14 protein-coding genes and 1 pseudogene are annotated in these 14,466 nt (G+C 71.4%); 9 read left to right on the top strand and 6 right to left on the bottom strand.

The window, feature by feature from the left end:
• Window positions 1-43: 43 nt before the first annotated feature.
• Window positions 44-865, top strand: coding sequence for a prephenate dehydratase (pheA, locus tag P0R35_RS09475; RefSeq protein WP_284012250.1), 822 nt, complete (start codon window positions 44-46; stop codon window positions 863-865).
• A gap of 227 nt (window positions 866-1,092) precedes the next feature.
• Entirely contained in the window at window positions 1,093-1,527 is a 435-nt protein-coding gene (locus P0R35_RS09470) for an Hsp20/alpha crystallin family protein (RefSeq protein ID WP_284012249.1), read from the top strand.
• A gap of 34 nt (window positions 1,528-1,561) precedes the next feature.
• Here P0R35_RS09470 and hisH read toward each other — a convergent pair whose 3' ends face one another.
• Window positions 1,562-2,206 (bottom strand): imidazole glycerol phosphate synthase subunit HisH, encoded by a 645-nt coding sequence (hisH, locus tag P0R35_RS09465; RefSeq protein WP_284012248.1) that lies wholly within the window; start codon window positions 2,204-2,206, stop codon window positions 1,562-1,564.
• 280 nt (window positions 2,207-2,486) lie between these two features.
• Between hisH and P0R35_RS09460 the strand changes: the two genes are divergently transcribed.
• Complete coding sequence (locus tag P0R35_RS09460) at window positions 2,487-2,855, top strand: Hsp20/alpha crystallin family protein (protein WP_321170418.1); 369 nt, start codon at window positions 2,487-2,489, stop codon at window positions 2,853-2,855.
• Between the two features lie 207 nt (window positions 2,856-3,062).
• The gene (locus tag P0R35_RS09455; RefSeq protein WP_284012247.1) at window positions 3,063-3,539 is read left to right on the top strand and encodes a hypothetical protein; all 477 of its coding nucleotides are present in this window, start codon (window positions 3,063-3,065) and stop codon (window positions 3,537-3,539) included.
• A 26-nt stretch (window positions 3,540-3,565) separates the two neighbouring features.
• Here P0R35_RS09455 and leuS read toward each other — a convergent pair whose 3' ends face one another.
• Window positions 3,566-6,223, bottom strand: coding sequence for a leucine--tRNA ligase (leuS, locus tag P0R35_RS09450; protein WP_284012246.1), 2,658 nt, complete (start codon window positions 6,221-6,223; stop codon window positions 3,566-3,568).
• 159 nt (window positions 6,224-6,382) lie between these two features.
• Between leuS and P0R35_RS09445 the strand changes: the two genes are divergently transcribed.
• Complete coding sequence (locus tag P0R35_RS09445) at window positions 6,383-6,622, top strand: DUF7535 family protein (protein WP_284012245.1); 240 nt, start codon at window positions 6,383-6,385, stop codon at window positions 6,620-6,622.
• 31 nt (window positions 6,623-6,653) lie between these two features.
• On the opposite strand, the gene P0R35_RS09440 is transcribed toward P0R35_RS09445, so the two are convergent.
• Window positions 6,654-7,646: an ornithine cyclodeaminase family protein gene (locus tag P0R35_RS09440; protein WP_284012244.1), complete on the bottom strand. Its 993-nt coding sequence runs from the start codon at window positions 7,644-7,646 to the stop codon at window positions 6,654-6,656.
• Window positions 7,647-7,889: 243 nt separating this feature from the next.
• On the opposite strand from P0R35_RS09440, the gene P0R35_RS09435 reads away from it, so the two are divergent.
• Both P0R35_RS09435 and P0R35_RS09430 read left to right on the top strand, forming a co-directional pair.
• Window positions 7,890-8,213 (top strand): hypothetical protein, encoded by a 324-nt coding sequence (locus tag P0R35_RS09435; protein ID WP_284012243.1) that lies wholly within the window; start codon window positions 7,890-7,892, stop codon window positions 8,211-8,213.
• 128 nt (window positions 8,214-8,341) lie between these two features.
• A complete protein-coding gene (locus P0R35_RS09430; RefSeq protein ID WP_284012242.1) occupies window positions 8,342-8,809 on the top strand; it encodes a hypothetical protein in 468 nt (155 codons plus the stop codon).
• A gap of 104 nt (window positions 8,810-8,913) precedes the next feature.
• Here P0R35_RS09430 and thsB read toward each other — a convergent pair whose 3' ends face one another.
• The 3 genes from thsB to P0R35_RS09415 form a co-directional block, all read right to left on the bottom strand.
• On the bottom strand, window positions 8,914-10,557 hold the full coding sequence (gene thsB, locus P0R35_RS09425; protein WP_284014593.1) for a thermosome subunit beta: 1,644 nt from the start codon (window positions 10,555-10,557) through the stop codon (window positions 8,914-8,916).
• 217 nt (window positions 10,558-10,774) lie between these two features.
• The gene (locus P0R35_RS09420; protein ID WP_284012241.1) at window positions 10,775-11,194 is read right to left on the bottom strand and encodes a DUF7383 domain-containing protein; all 420 of its coding nucleotides are present in this window, start codon (window positions 11,192-11,194) and stop codon (window positions 10,775-10,777) included.
• Between the two features lie 55 nt (window positions 11,195-11,249).
• On the bottom strand, window positions 11,250-11,423 hold the full coding sequence (locus P0R35_RS09415; protein WP_284012240.1) for a hypothetical protein: 174 nt from the start codon (window positions 11,421-11,423) through the stop codon (window positions 11,250-11,252).
• Window positions 11,424-11,513: 90 nt separating this feature from the next.
• On the opposite strand from P0R35_RS09415, the pseudogene P0R35_RS16650 reads away from it, so the two are divergent.
• A pseudogene (locus P0R35_RS16650) lies at window positions 11,514-13,954 on the top strand (penicillin acylase family protein).
• Window positions 13,951-14,271 (top strand): hypothetical protein, encoded by a 321-nt coding sequence (locus P0R35_RS09400; RefSeq protein WP_284012238.1) that lies wholly within the window; start codon window positions 13,951-13,953, stop codon window positions 14,269-14,271. The pseudogene P0R35_RS16650 and the gene P0R35_RS09400 overlap by 4 nt, the downstream one beginning before the upstream one ends.
• The last annotated feature ends 195 nt before the right edge of the window (window positions 14,272-14,466 follow it).

Genomic DNA, 14,466 nt, shown 5'->3' with positions numbered 1-14,466 from the left:
CACACCCGGTGTCCTTATCGGGCGGGCCGGCGGACGGCGGGGTATGCAGGCAGTCACGCTCGGTCCCGCGGGGACGTACTCCCACCGGGCCGCCCGAGCCGTCGCCGACGATGTCGCGTTCCGCGAGTCGGTCACCGCGATCGTCGAGGCCGTCGCCGACGGCTCGTTCGACCGCGGCGTCGTCCCCGTGGAGAACAGCATCGAGGGGAGCGTCACCGAGAGCCTCGACGCGCTCACCGAGGCGGACGTGGCGGTCGTCCGCGAGATCGTCACGCCGATCCGGCACGCGCTGCTCGCGCAGGCCGAGACGTTCGACGTGGTCGCCTCCCACTCGCAAGCCCTCGCACAGTGTCGCGACTACCTCGAGCGGGAGTACCCGGACGTCCGCCGGGAGGCGGTCGCCTCGACCGCGCGCGGCGTCGAGCGCGCCCGCGAGGACCCGGCGGTCGCGGGGATCGGCCACCCGGCGAACGCCGCGGCCGACGACGGCGGCGTCGACCTCCGGGTGCTGGCCGAGGACATCCAGGACAAGTCGTCGAACGCGACGCGGTTCCTCGTCATCGCGCGCGAGGACGAGCGCACGGACGCCGGCGGGAAGACCTCCGTCGTCGTCTACCCCGGCGCCAACTACCCCGGGCTGTTGCTGGAGCTGTTGGAGGCGTTCGCCGACCGCGACGTGAACCTCTCGCGCATCGAGTCGCGCCCGAGCGGCGAGCGCCTCGGCGACTACCTGTTCCACATCGACTTCGAGGCCGGCCTCTACGAGGAGCGCGCACAGGCGGCGCTGGACGACGTGAGGGGACTCGTCGGCAACGGGTGGGTCCGCGTGCTCGGATCGTACGACACCGAACACGTGGTGTACTGACCGCCGACGGCCGCGGCCGGACACCCCGTCGGTCGGACGCCCGTGTAGTCACGAACAGGTGACGCCGCCGCCGTCGCCCCCGGCGCCGGCGTCACACACCCGCTGTGCGCCGAGGGGTCGCTGTCACCGCACGCCGGCCGTGGTCCCGTGTTCGGCCTTCGACGCTCGGGGGATTACGACCCGTTCTCGGCGACAGGTACAAGCACGACAACGGTCTATCGGTTGATATGACGCGACGAAGCCCGTTCGACGACGTGACGGACCTGTTCGACCAGTTGGGCGAGGAACTCGACGAGGTCGGGTCGAGCCTCGAGGGGCGCGTCCGCACCGACGTGCGGGTGGACGTGCTCGAACGCGACGGGGCGTACGTGGTCAGCGCCGACCTCCCCGGGTTCGACGCCGACGACATCGAGTTGACGGTGTCGGGGCGGGATCTGACGCTCCGGGCCGACGCCGAGACGGACGCGGAGGCGGACGCAGAGACGCCGACGGGCCGGTACCACCGGCGCGAGCGACGGGCCCGCTCGCTCGCTCGACGGCTCCGGCTCCCGGGCGAGGTGGTCGAGGAGGAGGCGACGGCGTCGTACGAGGACGGCGTGTTGCGGGTGACGCTGCCGAAGGCCGCCGTCGAGAAGGGCGGAACCCGGATCGACGTGGCGTAAGACGGAGCGGAGAACGGGACGAACGCGGCGGGCGTCAGTCGGCGGTCGCGATCTCGCCGGCGTGGTACGCCTCGGCGTAGTCGACGAAGTTGCGCAGGATGCGCAGCCCCGTCTCGCCGCTCTTCTCGGGGTGGAACTGCGTCCCCATGACGTTGCCCGCCTCGTTGGCGGCGATGGCGGCGAACCGGCGGCCGTACTCGCAGGAGGCGATGGTCCGGTCGGTCACGCCCGCGCAGTAGGAGTGGACGAAGTACGCGTAGTCGCCCGCGTCGATCCCGTCGACGAGCGGGTGGTCGCGCTCGGGCGTCAGTTCGTTCCACCCCATGTGCGGCACCTTCACCGAGTCGGGGAGCCGTTCGACGCGCCCCTCGATGAGGCCGAGCCCCGCGACGGTGTCGCCCTCGGGGGCGCCCTCGGTGCTCTCGTCGTACATGAGCTGGAGGCCGACACAGACCCCCAACACCGGGGTGTCCGCGGCCTTCTCGACGAGCACGTCGTGGAACGGCTCGGAGTTGGCGACGCACTCGCGGAACGCGCCCACGCCCGGCAACACGAGCGCCTCCGCGTCGCGGATCGCGTCGGGGTCGTCCGAGACCGACACGTCGGCGCCGGCGCGTTCGAGCCCCCGGCGCAGGCTCCGGAGGTTCCCCACGCCGTAGTCGATGATCGTGACGTCCATACCCGACCTGCGAGGCGGCCGGTGAAAACGGTTACCCGTCCGTCGGCGGCCGCCCGGCCGCGGGGGCGCACGGCCCCGTCGATTTCGCCGGGACGAAACGCCCGAATTCCGGCTCGTGACGCGGGCTATCACGCGTCCAGCGGTGCTTAATACCTGAGCGCGCCTCCGTAGGGGTGGAGACACACCATGAGCAACATCACCCCCTTCGACGAGATGAACCGCGTGTTCGACCGCATGTCCCGCGACTTCGGCCGCATGGACCTGAGCGAACGTCGGCCGCATGAACTGGGGCGACGTCGAGTCGATGCGACGATCCGGCATCGACATCGACCTCGCCGAGTACGACGACGAGATCGTCGTCGTGGCCGACCTCCCCGGGTTCGACCGCGAGCACATCGACCTGACCGTCCGCGACGACGTGCTCACCATCGCCGCCGAGCGCGTGCTCGAGTCCGACGACGCCGACGAGTCCGGCTCGTACCTCCGCCGCGAGCGCCGCGCCGAGTCGCTGCGCCGCTCCGTCGGCCTCCCCGCCGAGGTCCGCGAGGACGACGCGAGCGCGACGTACTCCAACGGCGTGCTCACCGTCACCCTCCCCAAGACGACCGTCGAGGAGGGCTCGGACAGCCACCGCATCGACGTCAACTGATCGATCCGACCCGGCGACCGATCGGGGTTCTGTCCCCCGATAGCCGACTGCAAGCGGCACCGTCGCCTTCGGTCCCCCGTCCCCGCGTCCCTCCGCGCTCCAGCCCGCCCTCCGACCGACCAGACGTCGTGCCGAACCCGACGACGCCCGTTCTCCCGCCGTCCCCTGCCCGACACAGCCTTGTTCGTGCTCCCCCTGACGTGACCCGTGTCCAGTGATCGCCGTCCGGGAACCGCCCGCGACCGCGCCGTCGCCGGCGCGGCGTGGGCGCTCGTCGCCGTCCACCTCGGCGTCTCGCTCGCCGGCGTCGCCGCCTTCCTGTCCGTGCCGGGCTGGGGCGGCGGCTTCTCCGGGCCGGGCGACGGCGCCGTCATCCTCTCGGTCGTCGCGCTCGCGGCCGCCGTCGGCGCGTGGCGCGGCGGCCTCCCGGCGACCGCGACCGAGCGCGCCCGCCGTCTCGAACTCGCCGGCGGCCTCGTCGTGTTCCCGGGCGCGTGGGTCGCGCTGTTGGTCGCGTTCGTCCCCTGCTCGACGCTGGTCGGCGTTCCGGTGGACCTGCTCCCGCTGGCCGCCAACGCCCTGCCGGCGCTGGCGGTGCTCGTCGTCGTGTACGGCTTCGGGCCGTTCGCCGCCGGCGAGGACGCCGGCCGCGACGTGGACTTGAACTGGAACGAACGGAACTGAGTCGGGAGCGCCGCCGGTCGGTCGGGCTACTCCGCGATGTCGATCGCGGGTCGCCCCGGCTCGGCCTTCTTCGTGACGTGGTCGTCGGCCTCGTCGGCCGTGAGCACGCGGACCGGCGCCTCGAACTCCCGTTCGATCAGCCACGCCGCCGCCTCCAGCGCCTCGCGTTCGCGTTCGGGCGCCAGCGCGGGCCGGAGCGCCTCGCGCTCGGCCTGCAGGTCCTTCGCGTAGTCCGCGGCCGCCGAGCCGTGGCGCTGGATGTCGGGGTTCTCCATCAGTTCGCCCACCAGGTTCGGCGCGTCGCTGGCGATGGCGATGTCCAGCGCCTCGTGTTTCCACGCGGGCGCCACGACCACGTCGATGCGCTCGGGGTCGTCGATGCCCGCGACCTCGACGATGTTGCGGACGTCCTCGCGGGTGTTCTCGACCAGCTGGCGGCGCCGCTCGGCCGCCTCGGTGTCGACGTCCGCGGCCGGCCAGTCGGCCTCGACCAGCATGCCCTCGTCCTCGCCGGTCAACTCCGCGTACAGCTCCTCGGTCAGGTGGGGCGCGACCGGCGCCAGCAGCTTCAGCGCCGCGCGGACGCCGCGCTCGAACGTCGGCGCGTGCACCTCGTCGACGTACGCGCGGTAGCTGCGCAGCGTCCCGACCAGCTGTTGGGCCTCGCGGGTCGCCAGGTCGAAGCCCAGGTCGTCGAAGTTCTCGGTGGCGACGGCGACCGCGGCGTCGACCTCCGAGCGGACGTACCGCGCGGCGGCCGTGTCGTCGCCGTCGGCGTCGGCGGCCGCGAACGACCGCACGGTGTCGGCCAGCCGCGCCAGGAACCGGTGGGTGGACTTGACGCCCTCCTCGGACCAGTCGAACGCCGTGTCGGGCCGCGCGGCCTGCATCATGAACAGGCGGGCGGTGTCGGCGCCGTACTCGTCGACGATGCGCTGGGGGGAGACGGTGTTGCCCTTCGACTTGGACATCTTCTCGCCGTCCAACTGGACCATCCCCTGGCCCAGCAGGTTCGTGAACGGCTCGCGGTGGGCCAGCATGTCCATGTCCGCGATGGCTTTCGTGGCGAACCGCGCGTACAGCAGGTGCATCACGGCGTGCTCCAGCCCGCCGACGTACTGGTCGACGGGCATCCACTCGTCGGCGCGCTCGGCGTCGAACGGCGCGTCCGTCAGGTCCGGCGAGACGTAGCGCAGGAAGTACCACGAGGAGTCGACGAACGTGTCCATCGTGTCCGTCTCGCGCACCGCCTCGCCGCCGCAGTCGGGGCAGGTCGTGTGTTTCCACTCCTCGGCGGCGTCCAGCGGGTTGCCGGTCGTGTTGACGAACTCCGGCAGTTCCACCGGCAGGTCCTCCTCGGGCACCATCACGGGCCCACACTCGTCGCAGTGGATCACCGGGATCGGCGTTCCCCAGTAGCGCTGGCGGGAGATCAGCCAGTCGCGCAGGCGGTACTGCGTGTGGAACGCCGCCGAGTCGATGTCGGCGGTCAGTTCCTCGCGGGCGGCGGCGCTCGGCAGGCCGTCGTACGCGCCGCTGTTGACGAGCACGCCGTCGTCGGTGTAGGCGCCGTCGCTCACGTCGGGCGCCTCGGCCTCGGCGCCGTCGTCGGGGTCGGGCGCGACGACGGGGACGATGCCGACGCCCATGCGCTCGGCGAACGCGTGGTCGCGCTCGTCGTGGCCGGGGACGCCCATCAGCGCGCCCGTCCCCACGTCAGAGAGGACGAAGTCGGCGACGAAGACGGGCACCTCCTCGCCCGTCGCGGGGTTCGTCGCGGTCAGCCCCGTCTCGACGCCGTTCGGTTCGTCGCCGTCGGGATCGGCCACTTCCTCGACGAAGTGGGCCACGTCGTCGTCCGCGGCGGCCAGCTCCTCGGCGATCGGGTGGTCGGGTGCCAGCGCGAAGAACGTCGCCCCGTAGATCGTGTCCAGTCGGGTCGTGAACGCCTCGACCGGCCCGTGGCCCTCGACGTCGAACTCGACGCGCGAGCCCTCCTGCTTGCCGATCCAGTTGCGCTGCATCTCGCGGACGCTGTCGGGCCACCCCTCCAGGTCGTCGATGGCGGCCAGCAGTTCGTCGGCGTACTCGGTGATGCCCAGCGTCCACTGGTCCAACTCGCGCTGTTCGACCAGGGTGTCGCAGCGCCAGCAGTGTTCGTCCTCGCCCTCGACCTGCTCGTCGGCCAGCACCGTCTCGCAGGAGGGACACCAGTTCACCTCGGCGGCGCGGCGCTCGACGAGCCCCTCGTCGTGGAACCGCTGGAACAGCCACTGGTTCCACTTGTAGTACTCCGGCTCGCAGGTGGTGACCTCGCGGTCCCAGTCGTAGCCGAAGCCCATCGACTCCATCTGCCCGCGCATGGTGTCGATGCAGTCCATCGTCCACTCGCGGGGGTTCGTGTCGCGCTCCTTGGCGGCGTTCTCGGCGGGCAGGCCGAACGAGTCCCACCCCATCGGGTGGAGGACGTCGTCGCCGCGCATCCGCCGGTAGCGGGCGTACGCGTCGGTGATCGTGTAGTTGCGGACGTGCCCCATGTGCAGTTTCCCGGACGGGTACGGGAACATCCCCAGCACGTACGTCGGGTCGTCGGCGTCGTCCGGCGTCCGGTAGACGTCGGCCTCCGCCCACGCCTCCTGCCAGCGTCGTTCGACCGCCGTGTGGTCGTAGCCCTCCTCGGACATTTCTTACTTCCACGTTCGACCGCTTCTACCCCTATACCTTTCCATCGAACACAGCGATAGTTGCCACCACACCGCACGGCGACGTGCGGGCCATCCGGTCCCCTCGCCGGTGTCGATCCGGCGCAAGGGGTATGGTGTCAGCGGGCCTACGTCGACCACATGAGTACGGAGATCGAGACGGCCGACGGGAGCGACGACGCCGGACTGTTGCGCACGGCGTACCGGACGGTCACGCCGGGGTACGACTCACACGAGGACGACGAGATGAACGCCATCGGCTGGGCGATCTTCCTCGGCGTCGTCGCCATCATGCTGCCGCTGCTCCCGTTCGTCGCGATCGTCTGGGGGATCAGCAAGGTCGTCGAGGCGATCACCGGCGACGACGACGCCGAGGAGTAGCCGCCGCGCCGCGTGCGGGACGGGCGCCGCCTCAGTCGGCCAGCCCGAGCAGGTCGAACGCGTAGCCGTTGTCGCGCTCGTCGGCGTGTTCGTACACGACGTGGGCGGCGGCGACGTCCTGGATCGCGAGGCCCGTGGAGTCGAACACCGTGACGCCGTCGTCGGCCGTGCGGCCCGCCTTCTCGCCGACGACGATCTCGCCGATCTGCCCGTAGATGTCGTCGTCGCCGAGGACGCCCGCGTTGTACGGGACGTTGATCTCCCCGGAGTGGGTGGTCTGCTCGTAGTCGTCGATCACGAGCTTGGCGTCGAGCAGCACCTCGTCGGCGAGTTCGTGTTTCCCCTCCGCGTCGGCGCCCATCGCGTTGATGTGCGTGTGGTCGCCGACGGCGTCGCGCGGGACGATGGGCTCCTCGACGGGGGTGACCGTCGAGAGCACGTCACAGCTCGCCGCCTCCGCGATGGAGCCGGCCCGGACGTCGAAGCGCCCCTCGAAGGCGTCGATGAAGCGGGCGACGCGCTCCTCGCTGAGGTCCGAGACGACGACCTCCTCGATGTCGCGCACCGTCGAGATGGCCTCCAACTGCGTGTACGACTGGACGCCCGCGCCGACGATCCCCAGCGAGGCGGCGTCGGCGACGGCGAGGTGGTCGGTCGCGACCGCGGCGGCGGCGCCCGTGCGCTTCATCGTCAGCTCCGTCCCGTCGAGGATGGCGAGGGGGAACGCGTTCTTCGGGTCCGAGTAGATCATCGTCCCCATCACCGTCGGGAGGTCGTAGTCGGCCTCGTTGTCCGTGTGGACGTTCACCCACTTCACGCCCGCGGCGTCCCAGTCGCCGGCGTCGAGGTACGCGGGCATCGAGCGGAAGTCGCCGTTGTACTGGGGGAGGTCGATGTAGCTCTTGGGCGGCATCTGGGCGTCGCCGCGCTGGTAGGCGGCGAACGCCTCCTCGACGGCCGGGACCAACTCGGCCATCTCGGCGTTGTCGTGGACGTCGTCGCTGTTGAGCAGGAGCGTCTTCATGCGCGCAATTCTTGCGTCGCCCGATTAGAAGGCTCCGGTACGACCGCTCGTCCGCGAGCCGGCCGCCCGCTCGGGAGGCGACCGTCCCGTGTCGGCGAGCGGCCGTCCCGACTCGGCCGGTGGTCGCCCCCGATCGACTCGATTAACTCGACTTAATCGGGGTTATCGGGCGCTCGAACGCCCGAATCCGGCTTCCGGGTCTCCACCCCTCTTTACGGCGGCGCCCACAGGGTCGGGTGCAGCATGACACGCACGAAGCTGTTCGCGATCGGACTCGCGGCACTGCTCGCGGTGACCGGCGTCGCGGCCGCGACCCCGGGGAACGCCCCCGCGGACGCGGGCGCCGGCGACGACGCACGGGCCGGCCCGCCCACCACCCTGCCCGAACAGGTGCCCGACTTCGTGGGCGACATCCACGACGAGATCCGGTCGTTCGTCGACGGGAACGTGGAGGCCCTCGGCGAGGCCGTCTCCGACGTCGCGGGCGGTGACGGCGCCGAGAACGGCGACGAGTCCGGCGACGCGACCGACGACGGATCGACGACGACCACCGCGTCCGCCGCGTGACGCGGCCCGGACGCCCCGCCGACGCAGGCCCTCCCGCGGACCGACGCCGTCTCCGGGACCGACCGATCCCCGACCGGCTCGACGTCCCCGACAGAAGACACTTGTAACGACGTCGAGCGATCACTGCCGTGCCGCCCTCCCGCCTCACCGTCATCACGGTGTTCCTCGTCGCGGTCGTCCTCGCCGGAGGGTGCCTCGGGACCCCCGGACAGGCGACCACGGCGTCGGCGTCGACGACCGCACAGCCGACCGAGACGCACGCCGGGACCGAGTACGCCGCACACCGGCCGGCCCCGAGCCAGTCCGTGACGCTGGAGAACCGGTGGGACCGGTCCGTCTCGATCCGTGTGACGGTCGTCCGCGTCGCCACGGGCGAGACGGTGCTGGACGAGACGTTCGCGGTCGACCCCGGCAGCGAGGTCGCGGCGTACGACACCGTCGAGGCCGACCCCCAGGGGGTCGAGCGGTTCACGATCACGGCGACGGCGCTGAACGCGACGGAGTCCGTCTCGATCGAGACCTCGCGGTGCTACGGCGGCGCCTACGTCTCGATCACCGAGGACGGCGAGCTGTTCGCGACGTACGCGATCTGTTGAGCGACGGCGCGGCCGCTCGTCGTCGCGGCGTCGAAAGAAGTGGTGTGGTCGATCGAGCGCGGTGCGGTGGTCGGGTGGGGGAGTGAATCAGGTCGTGCCCTGCTTCACATCGCGCCGCCCATGCCGCCCATACCGCCCATGCCGCCCATGCCGCCGCCGGGCGCGCCGCCCTCCTCGTCGTCGTTGCCGCCGGTAGACAGGTCGCCCGCGGCGATGATGTCGTCGATCTTGAGGACGAGGTTCGCGGCCTCGGTGGCGCTGGACAGCGCCTGCTCCTTCGCGTGGGCCGTCTCGACGACGCCCGCCTCGAAGGTGTCCTCGATCTCGCCGGAGAACACGTTCAGGCCGGCGCGCTCCTCGCCGCTCTCGTGGGCGGCGCGGAGGTCGACCAGCGTGTCGATGGAGTCGAGGCCGGCGTTCTCCGCGAGGACGCGCGGCACGAGTTCGAGCGCGTCGGCGAACGCCTCGACGGCGAGCTGCTCGCGGCCCTCGACGGAGTCGGCGTAGTCGCGGAGGCGCGAGGCGAGTTCGACCTCGATGGCGCCGCCGCCGGCGACGATGCGGCCGTCGGACACCGCGGTGGAGACGACGTCGAGGGCGTCCTGGACGCCGCGCTCCAGCTCGTCGACGACGTGGTCGGTCGAGCCGCGCAGCAGCAGCGTGACGCCGTGGGCGTCGTCGCCGCCCTCGACGTAGAACAGCTCGTCGGCGTCGTCACGCGACACCGAGCCGTGCCCGAGGTCGGCGGCGGTCGCCGACTCGACGTCGGAGACGATGTTCGCGCCGAGGATGTTCTTGAGGAAGCTCAGGTCGGACTTCTTCACGCGGCGGGCCGCGAGGATGCCCTCCTTCGCGAGGTAGTGCTGGGCGAGGTCGTCGACGCCCTTCTGGCAGAAGACGACGTTCGCGCCCGTCTCCTTGATCGCCTCGACCTTCGCCTTGAGCTGCTCCTCCTCCTGGTCGAGGAACTGCTGGAGCTGGTCGGGCGAGTCGATGGACACCTGCGTGTCCACGTCGGCCTCCTCGACCTCGATGGGGTCGTTGAGCAGGAGGATCTTCGCGTCCTCGACCGTCGAGGGCATGTCGTCGTGGAGCGGGTCCTTGTCGACGACCGCGCCCTGCAGGAGCTCGGACTCGCCGGCCGAGCGGCCGGTCTGCGTCTCCATCGCGACGTTCTCCAGGTCGACGACGTGGCTGCCGTCGTCGGCCTCGACGGTGACCTGCTTGACCGCGCGGTAGATGAGGTCGGCGAGGACCTCCTTCTCCAGCTCCGCGCCCTTGCCGGTCATGGAGGTCTCGGCGACCTTCCGGATCAGCTCCTCGTCGTCGGGGTCGACGGACTCGGCGACCTCGTCGACCTCGGCGCGGGCCTGCTCGCTGGCGAGGTGGAAGCCCTTGATGATCGCCGTCGGGTGGATCTCCTGCTCGAGGAGGTCCTCGGCGTTCTTGAGGAGCTCGCCCGCGATGGCGACGGCCGTCGTCGTGCCGTCGCCCGCCTCGTCCTCCTGCGTCTCGGCGACCTCGACGATCATCTCGGCCGTCGGGTTGTCGATGTCCATCGTCTGGAGGATGGTGACCCCGTCGTTCGTGATGGTTACGTCGCCCATCGAGTCGACGAGCATCTTGTCCATCCCCTTCGGGCCGAGCGTCGAGCGCACGGCCTCGGCGACGGCACGCGCCGCGGAGATGTTGTATTCCTGCGCGTCCTTGTCCTTCACCCGCTGGGAGTCCTCACCCATGATGATCATGGGCTGACCCTGCATTCGTCGCTGGCTCATGTACGGTCCCAAGTGAGGTTGTGATTCTACATAAAACCTCGGGTTCGATGGGGTAGCGGTCCGTCCGGGTCGCGGACCGACGGACACCGAAAACCGCAAGACTGCGGTCCGTTGCAGGGTGACAATCGGTGACAAACTACACGACCACCGTGTCCTCGGAGTTCGAACAGAATGCCGTGTTTATATGCTACTCCTCGACGGGATCCTTCGCCGCGAACCCGCCCGCGGGCTCCTTCCAGTGGACGCGGACGGTGCCGATCGCGAACGCGTCGTCGGTGTCGGTGTCGCGAGCGACCGCGAGGGTGTTCGTCCCCTCCACGAGTTCGGTGCCGGAGACGGTGTCGGTCCACAGCTGCCAGCCGTCGTTCGGGGGGATGTCGAAGCCGGTGAGCGGCTCGTCGTTCACGAGGATCTGGTGGCCGTACTCGGCGACGTCGAACGCCTGGATCTCGAGGTACGCCTCCCGGGCGTCGGCGGTCGACACCTCGAACTCGTGTCCGTCGGTGCGGTCGCCGACGTCGTCGGCCCACTCGAGGTCTAACGTCGCGCCGTCGGGCGCCAGCTGTGCGCCGACGTAGACGGTCGCGTACGTCGCACGTTCGGTCATCGTCGGCCGGTTTGCTCCGGGCCGGCAAAAAGACGGCTCTTCGCGCCGCTGTGCGTTACTCGGCCTCTTGCGGCGGCGCGGACAGGAGGTCGGACCCCGTGTCGTCGGGCGGATACTCCGGGAGTGTGTCGTCGTCGAGCGTCTCGATCTCCCGTTCGGCGAGTTCGGTCTCCAGTTGCTCGCGCTTCTTCCGGCCCTGACGTTCACGTCCGCGCTTCGTGTCTGCCATTGACACCCGTGACAAACACCCCCATGATTATGAATCTTTCCGAGCGGGCCACACCTGAGCACTTATGCGACGCGCCTCCCGTCGTCGGCTGTGACCGAACGTTCAGGCGATCTCACGCGACGGGCGCTGCTCGCGGCGGTCGGCGGCGGGGCGCTCGCCGGCGGCGCCCTCGGGCCGGTCCGTGGCTACCTCTCCGCGTTCGCGCCGCTGTCTGGCGGGGCGTGGGACGCCGCGGCCGACGACCCGCCGGTACGGGTGCCCAGCGAGCACGGCGCGGCGACCCTCCGGTACGACGACGCGGGCGTGCCCCGGGTCGAGAGCGACGACGAGGCCGCGCTGTGTTTCGCGGTGGGGTACGCACACGGCGCCGACCGGCTGTTCCAGATGGACCTGCAGCGCCGCCAGATGCGCGGCGAACTCTCGGCGGTCGTCGGGACTGCGACGCTCGACTCCGACCGCTTCCACGTCGGCATGGACTTCGCCGGCGCGGCCGACGCGACGTGGGACCTCGTCGCCGACACGGAGGCGGCGCCGCTCGTGGAGGCGTACTGCGAGGGCGTGAACCGTGCCCGCGACGACCTCCCGCTCCCGGTCGAGTTCGAACTGCTCGACTACGAGCCCGCGCCGTGGACGCCGGCCGACGTGATGCTCGCCGAGAAACAGATCGCGTGGGCGCTCACCGGGAGTTTCCGAACGCTCCGCAAGGAGACCCTCCGCGCGGAACTGGGTGCGGAGGCGGCGGCGACGCTCCTGCCGGACCGCCTCGACCACGACGCGGCGATCCTCGGCCACACCGACGCGACCGACGACTGGGCCGTCCCCTCGGGGGCGGCCGCCCGGCCGCCGGCGGACGGGGGCGACGGCTCCTCGCGCGCGGCGCTGGCGACCGACCCGTCGCTGGACGGCTGGCTCGCCGGCAACGAGCCGCCGGCGTGGGTCGGGTCGAACTCCTGGGCCGTCGCCGGCGACCACACCGACAGCGGCGACCCGATGATGGCGAACGACCCGCACCTGACGCTGATGGCCCCGCCGGTGTGGTACGAGGAGGTGTTGCGCCACCCCGACTACCGGGTTCGGGGGGTCACCTTCCCGGGCGTCCCGTTCGTCGTCATCGGGGAGAACGACCGCGGCGCGTGGGGGTTCACCAACGCCGGCTGCGACGTGATCGACTTCTACGAGTACGAGACGCGCGCCGACGGGACCGAGTACCGCTACGGCGACCGCTGGCGCTCGTTCGACGTCGAACCGCACACCATCGAGGTGGCGGACGCGCCCGACGAGGAGGTGACGGTGAAGAAGTCCGCCCACGGCGCGGTGTTGCGCGCGGGGGCGGGCGGCGACGAGTTCCGCTCCGAACTCGGCGTCGCGTGGACCGGCCTGTCGGCGACGCGGACGACGAACGCCATCCTCGCGTTGAACCGCTCGCGCGGCGGCGACGACGTGGACGAGGCGCTCCGCGACTTCGACGAGCCGACGCAGTGTTTCGTGTACGCCGGGCGCGACGGCTCGGTCCGGTATCGCGTCACGGGGAGGGTGCCGATCCGCCGGACGGACGGCGAAGCGGTGCCCGGGACGCGCGTGTTCGACGGCTCCGCCCGCGAGGGCGAGTGGGCCGGCTACACGCCGTTCGGCGAGTCGTCGTGGGAGGGGTTCATCCCGTACGCGGAGATGCCCCACGACGACGACCCGGCGTTCGTCGGCACCGCGAACCAACGGGTCGTCGACGACGCCGACTACCCGTACTACCTCGCGGAGGACTACAGCGAGCCGTTCCGCGGGATCCGGCTGTGGGACCGCCTCGACGCGCTCGTCGACCGCGGCGACGTGACGGCGGCGGACCTGCGCGACCTCCAGCGCGACGTGCACGACGGGCGGCTGGCGCGCTTCCGGCCGGTGCTGGAGGCGGCGCGGTCGGGCTGTCCGGCGACGCCCGCGACGACCTCGACACCGTCCTCGACTGGGACGGCGAAGCCGAGCGCGGCGCCCGCGCGCCGCTGCTGTTCGTCCACTTCCTCGACGCCTACGAGGCCCGGTTCGTCGCGGACGCGCTCGGCGCGCTCGACGACCGGCGCGACCCGGCGGACTACGCGCCCACGCAGTGGGTGCTGGCGACGCTCGGCGACGAGTGGTTCGAGGGCGGCCGCGCCGTCGCCGCGGCGGACGCCTTCCAGAACGCCCGCGAGCGGATCGACGCCGAGGGGTGGGAGCTGTACCGCGACTACAACCGGACGCGGATCGACCACCCGTTCGACCAGTCGTTCCTCAACTACCCGCGCTACCCGACCGACGGCTCGGCGGCGACGCTGTTCAACGTCCGCGTCGATGACGGCGCCGGGAGTAGCTGGCGACAGGTCTGTCCGCAGGACGGGTCGACCTCGCGGTGCATCCTCCCCGGCGGCAACGACGGCAACCCCTACGCCGAGTCGTACGACGACCAGCTGGCGGCGTGGGCGAACGGGGAGTTCAAGCCGATGGACCGGGCGATGCGCGGCGACCTCGCGGTGCGGTTCGCCGGAGGTGACGGCGAGTGACCCGGAGCGACCGCGTCACGCGCTGGAGCGCGACGGCGCTGGCGGCGCTCGCGGGGCTCGGGATCGCGTCGGTCCACTGGCTCGGCCTCGTCGCGGGCGCGGCGCTCGTCGCGCTCCCCCAACGGACGACGGGCCGGGGCTCGCCGCCGGCGTGGCCTTCGGGGCCCTCGCGCTCGTGGTCGCCGCGGGGGCTCCTCCTGACCGGTCCCGACGCCCTCCCGGTCGCGCTGGAGATGACGCAGCCGCTCGGCGTCGCCGTCGGCGTCGCGCTCGTCGGCGGCGCGGTCGGCGGCCTCGTCCGCGGCGTGGTGGGCTGACAGGCGGTCGTCGCGTCCGGTCGCTGTGGTTCGCCGGGGGTCGACCGCACGCCCGCGCAGGCCCCCGACGGTCGCATTCAGGTCACGCGCCGGTTGGTCTCGCCTCGGTACTTGAACCCTCGCGAGCGGCGCGTGGGTCCGATGACGCGCCCGTTAAGTGGCTCCGAACCTTGGCACGTCACAATGACTGGAGGA

It is taken from the genome of Halobaculum litoreum (assembly GCF_030127125.1).
Lineage (GTDB): Archaea > Halobacteriota > Halobacteria > Halobacteriales > Haloferacaceae > Halobaculum > Halobaculum litoreum.
This window is presented reverse-complemented; position numbering and strand designations above follow the sequence as displayed.

Coding starts and splice junctions, on each gene's coding strand:
- pheA (WP_284012250.1), top strand. CDS start 44: ATGCAGGCAGTCACGCTCGGTCCCGCGGGGACGTACTCCCACCGGGCC.
- P0R35_RS09470 (WP_284012249.1), top strand. CDS start 1,093: ATGACGCGACGAAGCCCGTTCGACGACGTGACGGACCTGTTCGACCAG.
- hisH (WP_284012248.1), bottom strand. CDS start 2,206: ATGGACGTCACGATCATCGACTACGGCGTGGGGAACCTCCGGAGCCTG.
- P0R35_RS09460 (WP_321170418.1), top strand. CDS start 2,487: ATGAACTGGGGCGACGTCGAGTCGATGCGACGATCCGGCATCGACATC.
- leuS (WP_284012246.1), bottom strand. CDS start 6,223: ATGTCCGAGGAGGGCTACGACCACACGGCGGTCGAACGACGCTGGCAG.
- P0R35_RS09445 (WP_284012245.1), top strand. CDS start 6,383: ATGAGTACGGAGATCGAGACGGCCGACGGGAGCGACGACGCCGGACTG.
- P0R35_RS09440 (WP_284012244.1), bottom strand. CDS start 7,646: ATGAAGACGCTCCTGCTCAACAGCGACGACGTCCACGACAACGCCGAG.
- P0R35_RS09435 (WP_284012243.1), top strand. CDS start 7,890: ATGACACGCACGAAGCTGTTCGCGATCGGACTCGCGGCACTGCTCGCG.
- thsB (WP_284014593.1), bottom strand. CDS start 10,557: ATGATCATCATGGGTGAGGACTCCCAGCGGGTGAAGGACAAGGACGCG.
- P0R35_RS09420 (WP_284012241.1), bottom strand. CDS start 11,194: ATGACCGAACGTGCGACGTACGCGACCGTCTACGTCGGCGCACAGCTG.
- P0R35_RS09415 (WP_284012240.1), bottom strand. CDS start 11,423: ATGGCAGACACGAAGCGCGGACGTGAACGTCAGGGCCGGAAGAAGCGC.